The organism is Streptomyces sp. NPDC054956, assembly GCF_053609185.1.
Map to the genome: position 1 here is coordinate 1 of NZ_JBSGXB010000149.1, position 17,620 is coordinate 17,620.

Sequence of the window (17,620 nt, forward strand, 5' to 3'; positions counted from 1 at the left end):
CCGGGGCTCCGCCCCGGACCCGTTGCCGTCCGCGGCGCCGCTGCCGGGGGCCGGCCCCCGGACCCCCGCGCCTCAAACGCCGGCGGGGCTGGATTCGGCCAGCCCCGGACGCGCGGGGTCCCGTCCGGAGGGTTCGGGCGGGACCGGCTGGGGATTGGGGGTGTGGGGGACTCGTAGAATCGGGGGATCATGGCCTACCTCGACCACGCCGCCACCACTCCGATGCTTCCGGAGGCCGCCGCGGCGATGACCGCGCAGTTCGCCGTCACTGGCAACGCCTCCTCCCTGCACGCCGCCGGCCGCCGCGCCCGCCGCACCGTCGAGGAGGCCCGCGAGGCCCTCGCCGAGGCGCTCGGGTCCCGGCCGAGCGAGGTGGTCTTCACCGCGGGCGGTACGGAGGCCGACAACCTCGCCGTCAAGGGGCTCTACTGGGCCCGACGCGACGCCGACCCCGCCCGGACCCGCGTCCTCGCCAGCCCCGTCGAGCACCACGCCGTCCTCGACGCCGTGCACTGGCTCGCCGAGCACGAGGGCGCCCGGGTCGAGTACCTGCCCGTGGACCGCTACGGGCGCGTGCACCCGCAGGAGTTCCGCGAGGCGATCGAGCGGAACCCCGACGACATCGCCCTCGCCACCGTCATGTGGGCCAACAACGAGATCGGCACCGTCATGCCGGTGGCCGAACTGGCCGCCGTGGCGGCCGAGTACGGCATCCCGCTGCACTCCGACGCCGTCCAGGCCTTCGGCCAGCTCGACGTCCGCTTCGGCGACAGCGCGCTCGCCGCGATGACCGTCAGCGGCCACAAGGTCGGCGGACCGTACGGCATCGGCGCGCTGCTGCTCGGGCGCGACCAGAGCCCCGTACCCGTACTGCACGGCGGCGGCCAGGAGCGGCACGTCCGCTCCGGCACCCTAGACGTGCCGGCCGTCGCTGCCTTCGCCGTGGCGGCCGTCCTCGCCGCGGAGCGGCGCGAGCGGTTCACCGAGGAGATCGGCGCCCTGCGCGACGAGCTCGTCGCCGCGGTGCTCCGCGAGGTCCCCGACGCGGTCCTCGGCGGCGACCCCGTGGACCGTCTCCCCGCCAACGCCCACTTCAGCTTCCCCGGCTGCGAGGGGGACTCCCTGCTGCTCCTGCTCGACGCCCAGGGCATCGAGTGCTCCACCGGCTCCGCCTGCACGGCGGGCGTGGCGCAGCCCAGCCACGTCCTGCTGGCCACCGGCACCGACCCGCAGCTCGCCCGCGGCACCCTGCGGTTCTCGCTGGGCCACACCTCCACCAAGGCCGACGTCGACGCGGTCGCCGCCGCCATCGGCCCGGCCGTGGCCCGCGCCCGTACGGCCGGCCTCAGCTAGGACGGCCCGGGCGGCCCGGCCCGGACGGCCCGGGCCGGGGCGGCCCGGGCGGCGGACGGCCTAGCCGACGCTCGCCGCCCCGGCCTCGCCGAGCATGCGGATGTAGCGGTCCCAGTCCCAGTGGGGGCCCGGGTCCGTGTGGTCGGCGCCCGGGACCTCGGAGTGCCCGAGGACGTGTTTGCGGTCGGCGGGTATGCCGTACCTGCGGCAGATGCCGGCGGCGAGCTTCGCCGAAGCCGCGTACATCGCGTCCGTGAAGTCCTGCGGCCGGTCCACGTACCCGACGTGCTCGATGCCGACGCTGCGCTCGTTCATCGAGCGGCTGCCGGAGTGGAAGGCGACGTCGAGCTCGCGCACCATCTGCTCTATGTGACCGTCCTGGTCGACTATGTAGTGCGCCGAGGCCCGGTGGAACGGATTCTTGAACGCGTCCACCGAGGAGGCGAAGCCGCCCTGTGTGACATGCACGACGATCCGGTCCACCCGGTAGTCGTCGGGCCGGTCCGCCAGCCGCCAGTTCGCCGGCGAGGCCGCCGTCCACGTCGCCCCCGGGTGGTCCAGCTCCCCGTCCTGACGCGGATGGGACACCCCCGGTACCAGCCACCAGGCCTGCCGGAGCTCCTCGCGCCCGGCGACCGCCGCCACCCCCAGGACCCCGAGCCCGCCGAACAGCACCGCCCTGCGGGTCCGCCCCGGCCGCCCGGCCCCCGCGGCTCCCTTGGCGCCCGCGGTCCCCTTGGCCCCCGTACCGCCCTTGTCGCGCTTGCTCCCCATGATGATCCACCCCCTGTCACCGATAACGCGCTGTGACCCCGCCCGGTTCCCCCGTACCCTGGACGGTGCTATGACTGAGAACCTGCCGAGCAGCCCCCGCCCCCTCCGCGTCCTGGCCGCCATGTCCGGCGGAGTGGACTCCGCCGTCGCCGCCGCCCGCGCCGTCGAAGCCGGGCACGACGTGACCGGCGTCCACCTCGCGCTCTCCGCGAACCCGCAGTCCTTCCGGACCGGTGCCCGCGGCTGCTGCACGATCGAGGACTCCCGCGACGCCCGCCGCGCGGCCGACGTCATCGGCATCCCCTTCTACGTCTGGGACCTCGCCGAACGCTTCCGCGAGGACGTCGTCGAGGACTTCATCTCCGAGTACGAGGCCGGGCGCACCCCGAACCCCTGCCTGCGCTGCAACGAGAAGATCAAGTTCGCGGCGCTGCTCGACAAGGCGCTCGCCCTCGGCTTCGACGCCGTCTGCACCGGCCACTACGCCACCGTCGTCCTGAACGAGGACGGCACCCGCGAGCTGCACCGCGCCTCCGACATGGCCAAGGACCAGTCGTACGTCCTCGGCGTCCTCGACGAGAAGCAGCTCGCGCACGCGCTCTTCCCGCTCGGCGACACCCTCACCACCAAGGAAGAGATCCGCGCCGAGGCGGAGGAGCGGGGCCTGGCCGTCGCGAAGAAGCCCGACAGCCACGACATCTGCTTCATCGCCGACGGCGACACCCAGGGCTTCCTGGCGAACCGCCTCGGCAAGGCCGAGGGCGACATCGTCGACGAGGCCACCGGCGAGAAGGTCGGCACCCACGAGGGCGCCTTCGGCTTCACCATCGGCCAGCGCAAGGGCCTGCGGATCGGCCACCCGGCCCCCGACGGCAAGCCGCGCTACGTCCTCGACATCTCCCCGGTGAACAACACCGTCACGGTGGGACCGGTCGAGGCGCTCGACGTTTCCGCGCTGACCGCGATCCGCCCCCGCTGGTGCGGAGCCGTGGCCGCCGCCCCGGGGACGTACACCGCGCAGCTGCGCGCCCACGGCGGCGAGACCGAGGTCTTCGCCGAGGTCGTGGACGGCGAGCTGCGCGTCTCCTTCACCGAGCCCGTCCGCGGGGTCGCCCCCGGCCAGGCGATCGTCCTGTACGACGGCACCCGCGTGGTCGGCTCCGCCACCATCGCCACGACCACCCGGGCCACCGCCGCCGTCTGACCGGGTCAGGCCACCGTCAGGACGATCTTGCCGGTGGTCCGTCCGCGCTCGCCGAGCTCGTGGGCCTTCGCGGCCTCGGCCAGCGGCAGGACCGCCTCGACGACCGGGCGCAGCCGGCCCTCCTCCACCAGGGACGCGATCTCGACCAGGCCCCGGAAGTCCGGCTCGACCAGGGTCCAGCCGGTGCGGACGCCCTCCGCGCCCGCCGGTACGTCGTCCGGGGAGGGCAGGGTCACCAGGTGCCCGCCGGGCTTGAGGACCTTCAGCGAGCGCTCGCCGGCCTCCCCGCCGAGGGAGTCGATCACCACGTCCACGTCCGCGACCGCCTCGGCGAAGTCGGCCGAGCGGTAGTCGATCAGCTCGTCGGCGCCCAGCTCGCGCAGCAGGCCGTGCTTGGGCGCGCTCGCGGTGCCGATGACGTACGCGCCGCGCGCCTTGGCGATCTGCACCGCCAGGTGGCCGACGCCGCCCGCCGCCGCGTGGATCAGCACCCGCTGCCCGGGGGCGACCGCGGCCGTGTCCACCAGGGCCTGCCAGGCGGTCAGCGCCGCCAGGGGCAGGGCGGCCGCCTGTACGTGGTCGAGGGAGGCGGGCTTCGGGGCGAAGTGCCGGGCCGCCCCCACCACGTACTCGGCGTAGCCGCCGGCCTGGCGGGGGAAGCTCGGCATCCCGTACACCTCGTCGCCCGGGCGGTACAGGGTCACGCCGGGGCCGACCGCCTCGACGGTGCCGGAGACGTCCCAGCCCACGATCGGGACCTCGCCCCAGGCGATCAGGGCGCCGCTGGCCCGGGTCTTCCAGTCGACCGGGTTCACCCCGGCGGCGTGGACGCGTACCAGGATCTCGTTCAGGCCCGGCTCGGGCCGCTCGATCTCCCGCTCGACCAGGGTCTCGGGGCCGCCCCACTCGCTCACGACCATCGCGCGCATGTCTGTTCTCCTCAATCCGTCCGGCTGTGCCGAACACGTCCGACTGATACGTCCGACTGCTCCGAAACCGGAGTGTTCCCCGGTGACGTGTCCCAGATTCCGCCACCGCGACATCCGACGGTGTTGGCCGTCTGGCCACCATGTGACAGGATTTGGCCATGAGCGAGACGCATGCGGAACGGACGCCACCGCCCGCCGGGACGCCCGGGACGCCCGGGGTGCCCGGGGTGCCCGGCGGGACCGGCCGGGGGAGCGGTGAGGGCGGCCGGCACCTGGTGGCGGTGCTCGCCCTGCCCGGATTCCCGCCGTTCGAGCTGGGGATCCCCTCCCGGGTCTTCGGCAGCGCCGTGGACGAGTCCGGCGAGGCCCTGTACGAGGTCGTCGTCTGCACCGCCGACGGCGGCCCCGTCCCCAGCGACTCCGGCTTCGTGCTCCAGCCCGCCGCCGGGCCCGAGGCCCTGGCCGCCGCCGACACGGTGATCGTTCCGCCCACCCACGCCATGCCCGAGCTGGCCCGCGGCGGTCCGCTGCCGCCCGAGGTGGCCGCCGCCATCGCGGGCATCCGCCCGGGCACCCGCCTGGTCTCCATCTGCTCCGGCTCCTACGTGCTCGCCGCCGCGGGACTGCTCGACGGCCGCCCCGCGACGACGCACTGGAACCTCGCCCTCGAATTCCGCCGCGCCTACCCCAGGGTCCGCATCGACGAGGACGTCCTCTTCGTCGACGACGGCGACGTCCTGACCTCCGCCGGGGTCTCCGCCGGCGTCGACCTGTGCCTGCACCTGATCCGCCGGGACCACGGCGCGGCCGTCACCAACCGGGCCGCCCGCATGTGCGTCGTGCCGCCCTGGCGGGACGGCGGGCAGGCCCAGTACATCGACCGCCCGGTCCCCGAGCCCACGGTCGCCACCACCACCGCCACCCGCGCCTGGGCCCTGGAGCGCCTCGCCGAGCCGGTCACGCTGGGCGAGCTGGCGGCCCACGCCCGGATGAGCCTGCGCACCTTCACCCGGAGGTTCCGCGACGAGGTGGGCATGACCCCGGTCCAGTGGCTCACCGCCCAACGCCTCGAAGTGGCACGCCAGTTGCTGGAGTCCAGCGACCTGCCGGTCGACCTGGTCGCCCACCGGTCGGGCTTCGGTTCCGCCAACTCCCTGCGCCAGCACATGCGGACCGCCCTGGGTGTCTCGCCGATCGCCTACCGGCGCACCTTCCAGCCCAACTCCTATATTCCTACGCACCATTGATGGTCCGTCACCTCATCGGCATACTGCGTGGTTCCGCACTCGTCTCTCAGGGGGAACCACGTGCGCAACCATCACGGCAGGGCGGGGGCAGCGGCTTCGGTCGCCGCGGCCGCCGCTCTCGCGCTCGCGGCGGGGCTGACCACCCCGGCCGCGGCGGCAACGTCCTTACCGGGCTCCCCGGCCGCGCAATCGGCCCGGTCCGCGAACGCCACGGGATCGGGCCCGGCCCGGACCGCCCGCGTCACCCTCGTCACCGGTGACCGCGTCGTCCTCGGCGCCGGAGGCGAACCCGTCGCCCTCGAACGCGCCGAGGGCCGCGAGCACATACCGTTCTCGCTGCGCCGGGAGAACGGCCACACCAGCGTCCTGCCCTACGACGCCCTGCCCCTCATCCGCTCCGGGAAGCTCGACGCCCGCCTCTTCGACGTCACCGAGCTCGCCCGCCCCGAGTACCAGGAGCACCGCTCCGGCCGGCTCCAGTTGATCGTCGGCTACGAGGGCGGCTCCGCCCCCGCAGCCCGGTCCGCCCTGCGCGCCGCCGACGGCCTCGAGGTCACGCGGACCTACCCCACCCTCGGCGCAGAGGCCGTCAGCGCGGCCCCCGGGGACGCCGCCGCCCTCTGGGAGGCGCTCACCGACCGCGACACCGGCGGCCGCGCCGCCGCCCCCGGGATCGCCACCGTCTGGCTCGACACCGTACGCAGCGCCAGCCTCGACAAGAGCACCCGGCAGATCGGCGCCGACAAGGCCTGGGCCGCCGGGTACGACGGCACCGGCGTGAAGATCGCCGTCCTCGACACCGGCATCGACGTCACCCACGCCGACCTCGCGGGCCAGGTCGTCGCCGAACAGAACTTCTCCAGGGCCACGGACACGCGGGACCGCTTCGGCCACGGCACGCACGTCGCCTCCATCGCCGCCGGTACGGGCGCCCGCTCGGCCGGCGCCTTCAAGGGGGTCGCGCCCGGCGCGAAGCTCCTGAACGGCAAGGTCCTCGACGACGGGGGCTCCGGCAGCGACTCCGGGATCCTCGCCGGCATGGAATGGGCCGTCGCCCAGGGCGCCGACATCGTCAACCTCAGCCTCGGCGCCCCCGACACCGCCCAGCTCGACCCCGTCGAAGCGGCCGTCGACAAGCTCAGCGCCGAGAAGGGCGTGCTGTTCGCCGTCGCGGCCGGCAACAGGGGCCGCCGCGGCCCCGGCACCATCGACTCCCCGGGCAGCGCGAGCTCCGCGCTCACCGTCGGCGCCGTGGACGACGCCGACGCCCTCGCTCCCTTCTCCGGGACCGGCCCGCGCGTCGGCGGCGGCGTGAAACCGGACGTCACCGCACCCGGCGTCGACATCACCGCGGCCGCCGCCCCCGGCAGCGTCATCGACCGCGAGGAGGGCCAGAACCCGGCCGGGTACCTGACCATCTCCGGCACCTCCATGGCCACCCCGCACGTGGCGGGGGCCGCCGCCCTGCTCAAGCAGCAGCACCCGGCCTGGAAGGGCGCCGAGCTCAAGAGCGCGCTGACCGCCTCCGCCAAGGGCGCGGCGTACACCCCGTACCAGCAGGGCACCGGCCGGATCGCCGCCGACGGCGCGCTGGGCCAGAGCGTGGTCGCCCAGGAGGGGCCGCTGACCTTCGACACGCAGCGCTGGCCGCACGCGGACGACACCCCGCAGTCGCGGAAGATCACCTACCGCAACCTCGGTGACGCACCCGTCACCCTCGACCTCTCCGTCGCCGGCGCCGGCCCCGACGGCAAGCCCGCGCCGGAAGGTTTCTTCGCCCTCGGCGCGCGGCAGCTCACCGTCCCGGCGGGCGGCACCGCCGAGACCTCGCTGACCGTGGACACCCGCCTCGGCGGGACGGTGGACGGCCTGTACAGCGCGTACGCGACCGCGACCGCCACCGCGGCCGGCGGCAGCGGCGGCACCCAGAGCGTGCGCACGGCCGCCATCGCCGAACGCGAGCTGGAGTCCTACGACCTGACGCTGCGGCACATCGGCCGCGACGGGAAGCCGGCCAAGGACTACAGCACCACCGTCCAGGGCACCAAGGGCGGTGCGGTCTCCCGCCGCTTCGAGGCGTACGACGCCTCCGGCACCGTCACCCTGCGCGTCCCCAAGGGCGGTTACCTGCTCGACGCCTCCCTCGTCGTCGATCCGCTGGACCTCACCAAGGGCGCCGACTGGATCGTCCAGCCCCAGCTCGACATCACCGGTGACACCACGCTGACGCTCGACGCGCGCACCACCCGGCCCGTGGACGTTACGGTCCCGTCGACGACGGCCCAGGCCCAGTTCGTCATGCCGACGTACGTCCTGCGCGAGGGCGGCACGGAGTACAGCTTCGGCTTCTGGCTCGACTCGCTCACCGGGTTCCGCACCCGCCACCTGGGACCGCGGTCCGAGGCCGGCGCGCTCAGCCAGCAGTGGGACGTGCACTGGCAGGACGGCGCCTCGGCGGAATACCACGCCGTCCTGGGCGGCCCGGTACGGAGCCTCGCCACCGGCTACACCCGGCACCTGAAGGCCCGCGACCTGGCGGCCCTCGAGGTCGGCCAGGGCGGCTCGGCGCCGGGCAAGCAGGGCTTGATCACCGCGCTCGGCAACCTCCCGGGAGGCCGTTCCTCGTCCTCGATGGGGATCCCGCGGCCGCTGCCGGCCACGGCCACCGTGTACCTGTCGACCGTCGACGCCGTGACGTGGGACCTGTCCTGGACCCAGAACTCGGGCCGGGACGGGAACGGCTTCCCGCTGGAGGAATCGACGTACGCGGCGGAGAGCGGCCGGGTGTTCACGGGCGGCCGCACCTACCGCGAACGCTTCGGCACCGCGGTCTTCGCGCCCCGCGTGGACGCCGGGCACGGGGTCTCCCGCGAGGGCAACACGATCTCCGGCTCCGTACCGCTGCTGGCGGACGGATCGAACCACGTCGGCGGGTTCTACGGGGCCACCGGCAGCACGGTCCTGCTCCGCGACGGCGTGGAGGTGGCCCGCAGCGAGTCGCCGCTGGAGTCGAGCGATCCGTTCAAGGTCGCCGCGGACGAAGCCGCGTACGAGCTGACCACGACCGCCCGGCTGCGCCCGGAGCTCTCCGGGACCTCCTCCGAGACCACGGCGACCTGGTGGTTCCGCTCGAAGGAGACCACCGGAGCGGTCGCGCTCCCCGTCTCGGTGGTCCGCTTCGACGCCCGCCCGGCGCTGGACGGCACCCTGCCGGCCGGTCGCACGGTCACCTTCCCGGTGGCCGTGCAGGGCCCGGCGGCCGCGGACCGGGCCCACGGCTCCCCGCGGGCGCAGGTCTCGTACGACGAGGGCCGCACCTGGCAGCAGCTGCGGGTGAAGGACGGCAAGGTCTCCGTGAGGACCCCGGCCAAGGGCGGGACGGTCTCCCTGCGGGGCGCCGTGACCGACGCGGCCGGCAACAGGGCGGAGGTGACCGTCATCCGCGCGTACCTGGCGGGCTGACGGCGGCGCGCTGACGGCGGCGCGCGGACGCCGATGACCCCGGAGGTAATCGCCTTCGGGGTCACCGGCGGGCAGGATCGGATCAACAAGCCGATCCCGCAAGGAAGATGAGGACAACGACATGACCGCTTACGCCATCGGCCACATACGCCCCGAGACCATGAACGAGGACATCCTCCGCTACATCGAGGAGATCCAGGCCACCATGGACCCCTTCGGGGGCCGGTTCCTCGTCCACGGCCGGCAGGTGGAGGTCATGGAGGGCAGCTGGCCCGGCACGATCGTGGTGATCGCCTTCCCGGACCTGGACGAGGCCCGCGGCTGGTACGCGTCGGAGGCGTACCAGGCGCTGATCCCGCTCCGCGCGGACCACATCGCGGGGGACATCATCCTGGTCGACGGCGTCCCCGCGGATTACGACGCCTCGAAGACCGCAGCAGCCCTGCGCGAGGCCGCGGGCCTCTGATCTACTGATCCGATGTATTACGTCGCTTACGCGTTCGGGGGCCCGCAGGGGTATCGGCACATCAGGGGCGAGTGGGGCGCTCTCGGCCTGGACCTCGACCTGATGGCCGGTCCGGACGTCCTGCTGCCGCTGCTGAGCGGCCCCGCCGGCGGCCCCACCGGCGGGTCCGACCCCTGGTTCGACGACGAGCAGGTCCACGGGGGCGTCGTGGTGGACCCGGACCGCAAGCTCCTGCTGACCTTCGCGTGGGACGCGCCGTCCGCCTCGGCGCCCACGCGCGCCGCCGCCCTCGCCCTCCTGCGGGGCGCCTGGCCCGGCTGGGAGGTGCGCTGGGCGTACGACGGGCAGACCGGTCTGCGCAGCTACCTCGGACTGGATCCGGCGGACGACCGGAGCGGTCCGATCGGTGCGTTCGGCTGTCCCGCGACGACCGGGGCCGATCCGTCGGTCGCCGTGGTCACCATCGGTCCGGACCGCTGTCACGTGCTCGAATGCGGCGAAGACCACCCGGCCACCGAGGGACCCGACCTCCTCGACCGGCTCCTCGACCTACCCCGCCACACCTCCCACCGCGGGTACGCCGAGGCCGGGATCCACGTCGACCCGGAACACCGCCGGGTCGGCTGGTGGCTCACCGGCGCCCAGGTGCACGCCGAGGAGGTGGCCGGGCGCTGGCCCGGCTGGACCGTGGAGTTCTGGGCGGACCGCTGGTCCGAGCACGCCCTGGCCTCGGGCGGCCTCTTCACCCCGCCCGTACCGGACCGCGCCGCCGCGCTGGCCGGCGTACGGGACGACGCCCTGAGGCGGTACGCGGGGCCGGACGCCGACAGCCGGGCCGCCCCCTGTGCGCTGATCGGGCTCGGTCACCCCCCGCCCGTCACTGCCGCGCAGGCCGCCGCCGCCCGGGCGGTGATCGAGGAGGCGTACCGCGGGGCTGTCGGCGGCTGACGGGTGCGAGCATGGGCGGTATGGCCACTCACCTGATCACCGGCGCCGGCTCCGGCATCGGCAAAGCCGTCGCCGACCGCCTGCACGCCCGCGGCGACGACCTCGTCCTGCTCGCCCGCGACGCCGCCCGCGGCAAGCAGCTCACCGACCGCTACCCCGGTTCCCGCGCGCTCGTCGGAGACCTCGCCGACCCCGACCGGCTGTCGTGGGCCTTCTCCAAGCAGCCCATCCCCGAGCGCATCGACTCCCTCCTGCACATCGCCGGCGTCGTCGACCTCGGCCCGGTGGGCGAGCTGCGCCCCAAGACCTGGCACCAGCAGCTCAACGTGAACCTGATCGCCCCCGCCGAGGTCACCCGGCTGCTGCTGCCGACCCTGCGCGCCTCCCACGCGACCGTCGTCTTCGTGAACTCCGGCGCCGGCCTCGCCGCCCACGCCGACTGGAGCGCGTACGCCGCCTCCAAGCACGGCCTCAAGGCCCTCGCCGACTCGCTGCGGGCCGAGGAGAAGGAACACGGCATCCGCGTCACCTCCGTCTTCCCGGGCCGCACCGCCACCCCCATGCAGGCCAAGGTCCGCTCGCAGGAGGGCGAGTCCTACGACGCCGCCGACTGGATCGACCCCGAGTCCGTCGCGACCACCATCGTGATGGCCGTCGACCTGCCCCGCGACGCCGTGGTCAGCGACCTGTCCGTCAGGCCCGGCCGATGAGTGCCGGCGGCGGAGCCACCGGCATCGGCTCGCTCCCCGGCGGCGACGCCCGCGAGGCGGCCAAGACCGTCACCGGGTCCTTCGAGGAGTTCCCGTACCTCGCCGAGCTGCCCGCCCGGGGACCCGGCTCGGACATGATCGGACGCTCCCTCGGGCTGCTCGTCGACATGTACGCGCACGTGGAGCCGAGCGGCTGGCGGATCAGCGACCGCCCCGGCCGCGACAGCAAGCGCGCCCGCTCCTGGCTCGGCGAAGACCTCGACGCCCTCGAGGAGTTCACCCAGGGGTACGAGGGGAAGCTCAAGGTCCAGGCCGTCGGGCCGTGGACCCTGGCCGCCTCCCTGGAGCTGCACGGCGGCGAGGCCATGCTCCAGGACCCGGGCGCCTGCCGGGACCTGGCCGGCTCCCTCGCCGAAGGCGTCCGCGAGCACCTGGCCGATGTGCAGAAGCGCATCCCCGGCGCCGAGATCGTGCTGCAGTACGACGAGCCCTCGCTGACGGCCGTACTGCTCGGGCGGGTCCGCTCCGCCAGCGGCTACCGCACCTACCGCGCCGTCGACCGGCAGGTCGTCGAGGGCACGCTGCGCGAGCTGTTCGCCGTCCACGACGGCGAGGTCGTCGTCCACTCCTGCGCACCCGAAGTACCCTTCGGGCTGCTGCGGCGAGCCGGGGTCTCGGGCGTGTCGTTCGATTTCTCCTTGCTCACCGAGCGCGAGGATGACGCCATCGGGGAAGCCGTCGAAGCGGGTACGAAACTCTTCGCCGGAGTGGTGCCCGGCACCGACGGCCCGTTGTCGGACCCGGGCGGTAGCGTCATGGGTGTCAGGAAGCTTTGGCGCAGGCTGGGGCTGACCCCGGGGACTCTGGCGGAGTCCGTCGTGGTCACTCCGTCGTGCGGACTGGCGGGCGCTTCGCCCGCCTACGCGCGCGCGGTTCAGGCGCACTGCGTCAGGGCGGCGAGGTCGCTCGCCGACAACCCTGAGTGATGGATAGAGACGGGCCACGGGAGGACACGGCATGGCAGCCGAACAGAAGCAGGTCAGCGACACGGCCGTAGCGGCGGCGGCGCGGGAGCAGCACGCGCTGCTCGCCGAGCAGGTCGAGGAGCACCGCTTCCGGTACTACGTGAACGACCAGCCGGTCGTCAGCGACGCCGAGTTCGACAAGCTGCTGCGCTCCCTGGAGGCGCTGGAGGAGGAGCACCCGGAGCTGCGCACGCCGGATTCGCCCACCCAGAAGGTGGCCGGGGCGTACCAGACGGACTTCGCCTCGGTCGAGCACCGCGAGCGCATGCTCTCCCTCGACAACGCCTTCGACGACGAGGAACTGGCGGCCTGGGCCGAGCGCGTGGCCCGCGACGCCAACACCTCCGACTACCACTACCTCTGTGAGCTGAAGGTGGACGGCCTCGCCGTCAACCTCACCTACGAGAACGGCCGCCTGACCCGCGCCGCCACCCGCGGCGACGGCCGCACCGGCGAGGACATCACGCCCAACGTCCGCACCATCGCCGAGATCCCGGACCGCCTCAAGGGCGACCGGATCCCGGCCCTGGTCGAGATCCGCGGCGAGGTCTTCTTCCCGATGGAGAAGTTCGAGGAGCTCAACGCCCGCCTGGTCGAGGCGGGCGACAAGCCCTTCGCCAACCCGCGCAACGCGGCGGCCGGTTCGCTGCGCCAGAAGGACCCCAAGGTCACCGCGAGCCGCCCGCTGCACATGGTGGTGCACGGCATCGGCGCCCGCGACGGCTTCGAGATCGAGCACCAGTCGCAGGCGTACGAGCTGCTGCACGAGTGGGGGCTGCCCACCGCCAAGCACAACAAGGTGGTCTCCTCGCTCGCCGAGGTCCGCGAGTTCATCGCCTACTTCGGCGAGAACCGGCACTCGGTGGAGCACGAGATCGACGGCGTGGTCGTCAAGCTCGACGAGATCGCCCTCCAGGGCCGGCTCGGCTCCACGGCGCGCGCCCCGCGCTGGGCCATCGCCTGGAAGTACGCCCCCGAAGAGGTCAACACCAAGCTGATCGACATCAAGGTCGGCGTGGGCCGCACCGGGCGCGTGACCCCGTACGCGCAGGTGGAGCCGGTGACGGTGGCGGGCTCCGAGGTCGAGTTCGCGACGCTGCACAACCAGGAGGTCGTCAAGGCCAAGGGCGTGCTCATCGGGGACACCGTCGTGCTGCGCAAGGCGGGCGACGTCATCCCCGAGATCCTCGGACCGGTGGCCGACCTGCGGGACGGCAGCGAGCGGGAGTTCGTGATGCCGGCCGAGTGCCCCGAGTGCGGGACGCCGCTGCGGCCGATGAAGGAAGGCGACATCGACCTGCGCTGCCCCAACGGGCAGACCTGCCCGGCGCAGTTGCGCGAGCGGCTGTTCTACCTCGGCGGCCGGCAGTGCCTGGACATCGAGAACTTCGGCGCGGTGGCCGCCGCCGCGCTCACCCACCCGCTGGAGCCGGCCGAGCCGCCGCTGCGCGACGAGGGCGACCTCTTCGACCTCACCATCGAACAGCTGCTGCCCATCAAGGCGTACGTGCTCGACCCGGACAGCGGCCTGCCCAAGCGGGACCCGAAGACGGGCGAGGAGAAGATCGTCACGGTCTTCGCGAACCAGAAGGGCGAGCCGAAGAAGAACGCCCTGTCGATGCTGGAGAACATCGCGGCGGCCAAGGAGCGTCCGCTCGCCCGCGTCATCAACGGACTGTCGATCCGGCACGTCGGCCCGGTCGCGGCGGAGGCGCTCGCCCGCGAGTTCCGCTCCATCGAGCGGATCGAACAGGCGACGGAGGAGGAACTGGCCGCCACCGACGGGGTCGGCGCGATCATCGCGGCCTCCCTCAAGGAATGGTTCGCCGAGGACTGGCACCAGGAGATCCTGCGCAAGTGGCGGGCGGCCGGTGTCCGGATGGAGGAGGAAGGTTCCGGCGAGGAGGAGGGTCCGCGCCCGCTGGAGGGGCTGACCGTCGTCGTCACCGGCACTTTGCAGAGCCACACCCGCGACGGAGCGAAGGAGGCCCTGCAGCGCCTCGGCGCCAAGGTCACCGGCTCCGTGTCGAAGAAGACCTCGTTCGTCGTGGTCGGCGACAACCCCGGTTCCAAGTACGACAAGGCCGTGCAGCTGAAGCTCCACGTCCTCGACGACGCCGGATTCGCCGTCCTGCTGGAGGAGGGCCCGGACGCGGCGCGCGAGGCCGCGCTCCCGGTGGACGGCGCCGCCGCAGCGGAGTAGGCCCGGCGGAGACCGGCGGGATCCGCCGGGATCCGCCCCGTCAGAACCGTTGCGGAGCAGTGGCGAAGGCGAACGGATGCGTGGCGTGCGGCCGTACGAGCGGGCGCACGCCAGGCGCGGCCGGCGGTGGGATCCTCGACCGAACGGCCGGTACAGGGCTGATCCGAGGCCGGTACATGGCTGGTCGCGGGCCCTGAGCTGTCGGATCATCGGACGGGTGACGGGAGGGTCCTGGTCCAAACTCACCCGTTCGGCGGATACCGTACTGATGAGGATGGCTGGGTCGTATTCGGGCAACCGCCGCCGACCGCTGCCCCTGGGTGCCTCCCGCGTCCTACTGTTGAGGGGTGCGCCTGTCGTGCACGGCTGCTTGATGCGCTTCCAGCCGTGATGGCATGACATCGGGGCCATCGCGTGACATCGGCATCGCCGGCTGTGAGAGGGACGGGCATGAAACCCACCGAAAGCGCCGACCCGTCACCAGATTTCGGCGGGGAACTCCCGTCCATGCGGCGGACGGGCCGGCTCGGTGTCCTGGGTTCCAGGACACCGGAATCCCGACCGCTCGACACCGGGGCGGGCACGGGCGGAGCGGAGCGGCGTCGACGCGTGCTGCCCCTCGCCGTCGTGGGTCTGGCCGCCGCGGTGCTCGCCGTCGGCATCGTCACCGCGCTGACCAGCCGTCACGCCCTGTTCCCCGGCGGCTCGGTCGGCTGGGCGCTGGCGCTGCTCACCGGCATCATCGTCGGCCACCTCGTCGCCCTCGGGCGCGACCGGTGGTGGGGCGGCACCGGATCGGGCGCGGCCCTCACCCTCGGCGTCCTCATCCTCTACGGATGGGTCCCCGCGGGCCTGGTCTCGCTCGCCGTGGTCACCCTCGTCGGAGCCGCCCGCCGGCACCGCTGGCGCCAGGGCCTGCTGCACGGTTCCACGGACATCCTCGGCATCGGCGCGGGCGCCCTCGTCCTCGCCGCCTTCGGTGAGGCGCCGTCCGTCGAGACCCCCTGGAAGCCCACGAGCTGGGAGGTCGACGCGGTCCCCGAGGTCATCCTCGTCGCCGTCTCGTACCTGCTCGTCACCCGCATCCTGCTGTGGTTCGCGCTCGCGCCGCGCGGCGGGGGGCTGCCCACCGTCGCCCGCACCGCGCTGCTGCGCCAGGCCCTCGTGGCCGTCGCCCTCCTCGGCATCGCGCCGCTGATCTGCGTGGTCGCCGAATCGCAGCCGGTGCTGCTGCCGCTGTTCGCCGTACCGCTGATCGCCCTGGACTCCACGCTGTGGATCGCCCGCGCCCGGGCCGAGGAACAGCTGCGGGACCCGCTCACCGGACTGCCCAACCGGCAGTGGCTGCTGGAGCGGGCCTGGAGCGCGCTCGACCAGGCTGAACGTTTGGGCACCCGCTCCGCGCTGGTGCTGATCGACCTGGACCGCTTCCGCGCGGTCAACGACACCCTCGGCCACCTCGCCGGGGACCGGCTGCTCCTGCAGATCGCGGACCGGCTGCGCCAGGCGCTGCCCGAGGACGCCGAGGCGGCCCGGCTCGGCGGCGACGAGTTCGCCGTCCTGCTGCCCATCGCCGACTCCACCACCAGCGCCCAGCGCGTCGCCCGCAACCTCGTCGCCGAGCTCAGCTCACCCCTCGACCTGGACGGACTGACCCTGGTCCTGGAGGCCAGCGCCGGCCTCGCCGTCTTCCCCGACCACGCGCTGGACGCGGAGGGGCTGCTGCGCCGCGCCGACGTCGCCATGTACCAGGCGAAGCGGGACCGCACGGGCGTCGAGGTCTACGAGTCCAAGCGCGACAGCAACACCCCCGACCGGCTCGGCCTCCTGGGCGACCTGCGGCGGGCCCTCGACGCCGGCGAGGTGGAACTGCACTACCAGCCGAAGGTCCGCTTCGACGGCCAGGTCGCCGGCCTCGAGGCGCTGGTGCGGTGGGTGCACCCGGAGCGCGGGCGGGTCTCCCCGGACGAGTTCATCGCCATCGCCGAGACCTCCGGCCTGATGCCGCACCTGACGGAGTACGTACTGGAGACCGCGCTCGCGCAGGTCGCCCGGTGGCGGGCCCAGGGCCTCAAGGTCCCGGTCGCCGTCAACGTCTCGCCGCGCGACGTCCACACCCCCGGCTTCGCCGGCGCGGTGGCCGCGCGCCTCGCCCGGCACGGGGTCCCGGCGAGCGGCCTTCAGCTGGAAATAACGGAACACGTCCTGCTGGAGGACCCGCAGCGGGCCGCGGACACCATGGCCGGGCTGACCGGCCACGGCGTGAAGATGTCCCTGGACGACTTCGGCACCGGCTACTCGTCACTGGTCCACCTGCGGCGGCTGCCCGTCAGCGAGCTGAAGATCGACCGCTCGTTCGTGGCCCGGCTCGCCGTGGACGCGCAGGACGCGGAGATCGTCCGCTGCACGGTGGACCTCGCGCACTCCCTCGGCCTGCTGGTCGTCGCGGAGGGCGTGGAGGACGACGAGACCTGGGAGCGGCTGCGCGATCTGGGCTGCGACGCCGTCCAGGGCTGGCTCGTCGCCGCCGCGATGCCCCCGCAGGAGGCCACGGCCTGGCTGCTGGCGCGCGGCGAGCGCGGCTGGCGGCGGCCGGCGGACATCACCGCGGAGCTGGCGGCGGAGGCCGCGGCCGCGCAGGCGCAGTGAGGTACGTCGAGGCACCCGCGGAGTACCGGCCCGAGCCGGGCGATCCGCCGTCGGTGTTCCTGGCGGGCGGGATCACGCACTGTCCGGCGTGGCAGCCGCGGGCGGCGGCCGCGCTGGCGCGGTTCGTGGTCCTCAACCCCCGCCGGGCGGACTTCGACGTGTCCGACCCGTCGCAGACGGACGTCCAGATCGCGTGGGAGTACGCGCACCTGCTGCGGGCGGACGTGACGCTGTTCTGGTTCCCGGCATGTGACGCTGCGCTGACGGTCCAGCCGATCACCCTGTACGAGCTCGGGGCGGCGGCGGCCACCCCGGGCCGCCGCCTGGTCGTCGGCGCGGACCCGGACTACCCGCGGCGCGCGGACGTACAGGCCCAGCTGGCCCTGGCCCGCCCCGGCCTCCCGGTCCACACGACCCTCCCTGACACGGTGTCCTGGGCCCACACCCTCCTGACCGGCCTGGTCTGACGGCTGCCCTGCGGGGCCTTCCCCCACCCCGCCCCTTCCCGAAACCGGGCTCCGCCCGGACCCGTACGTGCGCTCCGCGCCCGTGCCCTCAAACGCCGGGCGGGCTGTTTTTTTGGGGGGCGCGGCGCTTTGATCCCCGCCGGCGGGTGTGGGGGCGGGGGGCGGGGGGGGGGCCCCGGGGAC

The 17,620-nt window shown here is 73.8% G+C and carries 13 protein-coding genes; 11 read left to right on the top strand and 2 right to left on the bottom strand.

Annotated elements, in window-relative coordinates:
• Window positions 1-189 precede the first annotated feature (189 nt).
• A complete protein-coding gene (locus ACWGDE_RS22495; RefSeq protein WP_453390786.1) occupies window positions 190-1,353 on the top strand; it encodes a cysteine desulfurase family protein in 1,164 nt (387 codons plus the stop codon).
• Between the two features lie 60 nt (window positions 1,354-1,413).
• Here ACWGDE_RS22495 and ACWGDE_RS22500 read toward each other — a convergent pair whose 3' ends face one another.
• A complete protein-coding gene (locus ACWGDE_RS22500; protein WP_453390787.1) occupies window positions 1,414-2,127 on the bottom strand; it encodes an N-acetylmuramoyl-L-alanine amidase in 714 nt (237 codons plus the stop codon).
• 70 nt (window positions 2,128-2,197) lie between these two features.
• On the opposite strand from ACWGDE_RS22500, the gene mnmA reads away from it, so the two are divergent.
• Window positions 2,198-3,331, top strand: a complete 1,134-nt coding sequence (gene mnmA / locus ACWGDE_RS22505) for a tRNA 2-thiouridine(34) synthase MnmA (protein WP_453390788.1) — start codon at window positions 2,198-2,200, stop codon at window positions 3,329-3,331.
• Between the two features lie 5 nt (window positions 3,332-3,336).
• Here the strand turns inward: mnmA and ACWGDE_RS22510 are convergent, their stop codons facing one another.
• Window positions 3,337-4,260: an NADP-dependent oxidoreductase gene (locus ACWGDE_RS22510; protein ID WP_453390789.1), complete on the bottom strand. Its 924-nt coding sequence runs from the start codon at window positions 4,258-4,260 to the stop codon at window positions 3,337-3,339.
• 158 nt (window positions 4,261-4,418) lie between these two features.
• Between ACWGDE_RS22510 and ACWGDE_RS22515 the strand changes: the two genes are divergently transcribed.
• The 9 genes from ACWGDE_RS22515 to ACWGDE_RS22555 all read left to right on the top strand — a co-directional run bounded on the left by ACWGDE_RS22515 (window position 4,419) and on the right by ACWGDE_RS22555 (window position 17,437).
• The gene (locus ACWGDE_RS22515; RefSeq protein WP_453390790.1) at window positions 4,419-5,507 is read left to right on the top strand and encodes a GlxA family transcriptional regulator; all 1,089 of its coding nucleotides are present in this window, start codon (window positions 4,419-4,421) and stop codon (window positions 5,505-5,507) included.
• 60 nt (window positions 5,508-5,567) lie between these two features.
• Window positions 5,568-8,969 (top strand): S8 family peptidase, encoded by a 3,402-nt coding sequence (locus ACWGDE_RS22520; RefSeq protein WP_453390791.1) that lies wholly within the window; start codon window positions 5,568-5,570, stop codon window positions 8,967-8,969.
• 121 nt (window positions 8,970-9,090) lie between these two features.
• Entirely contained in the window at window positions 9,091-9,435 is a 345-nt protein-coding gene (locus ACWGDE_RS22525; protein WP_453390792.1) for a DUF1330 domain-containing protein, read from the top strand.
• Between the two features lie 12 nt (window positions 9,436-9,447).
• Window positions 9,448-10,383 (top strand): hypothetical protein, encoded by a 936-nt coding sequence (locus ACWGDE_RS22530; protein ID WP_453390793.1) that lies wholly within the window; start codon window positions 9,448-9,450, stop codon window positions 10,381-10,383.
• Between the two features lie 20 nt (window positions 10,384-10,403).
• Window positions 10,404-11,093 (top strand): SDR family oxidoreductase, encoded by a 690-nt coding sequence (locus ACWGDE_RS22535; RefSeq protein ID WP_453390794.1) that lies wholly within the window; start codon window positions 10,404-10,406, stop codon window positions 11,091-11,093.
• Window positions 11,090-12,079: a methionine synthase gene (locus tag ACWGDE_RS22540; protein WP_453390795.1), complete on the top strand. Its 990-nt coding sequence runs from the start codon at window positions 11,090-11,092 to the stop codon at window positions 12,077-12,079. The genes ACWGDE_RS22535 and ACWGDE_RS22540 overlap by 4 nt, the downstream gene beginning before the upstream one ends.
• Before the next feature lie 31 nt (window positions 12,080-12,110).
• Window positions 12,111-14,321 (top strand): NAD-dependent DNA ligase LigA, encoded by a 2,211-nt coding sequence (ligA, locus tag ACWGDE_RS22545; protein WP_453390796.1) that lies wholly within the window; start codon window positions 12,111-12,113, stop codon window positions 14,319-14,321.
• Between the two features lie 450 nt (window positions 14,322-14,771).
• The gene (locus ACWGDE_RS22550; RefSeq protein ID WP_453390797.1) at window positions 14,772-16,970 is read left to right on the top strand and encodes a putative bifunctional diguanylate cyclase/phosphodiesterase; all 2,199 of its coding nucleotides are present in this window, start codon (window positions 14,772-14,774) and stop codon (window positions 16,968-16,970) included.
• Window positions 16,967-17,437, top strand: a complete 471-nt coding sequence (locus ACWGDE_RS22555) for a nucleoside 2-deoxyribosyltransferase domain-containing protein (protein ID WP_453390798.1) — start codon at window positions 16,967-16,969, stop codon at window positions 17,435-17,437. The genes ACWGDE_RS22550 and ACWGDE_RS22555 overlap by 4 nt, the downstream gene beginning before the upstream one ends.
• The last annotated feature ends 183 nt before the right edge of the window (window positions 17,438-17,620 follow it).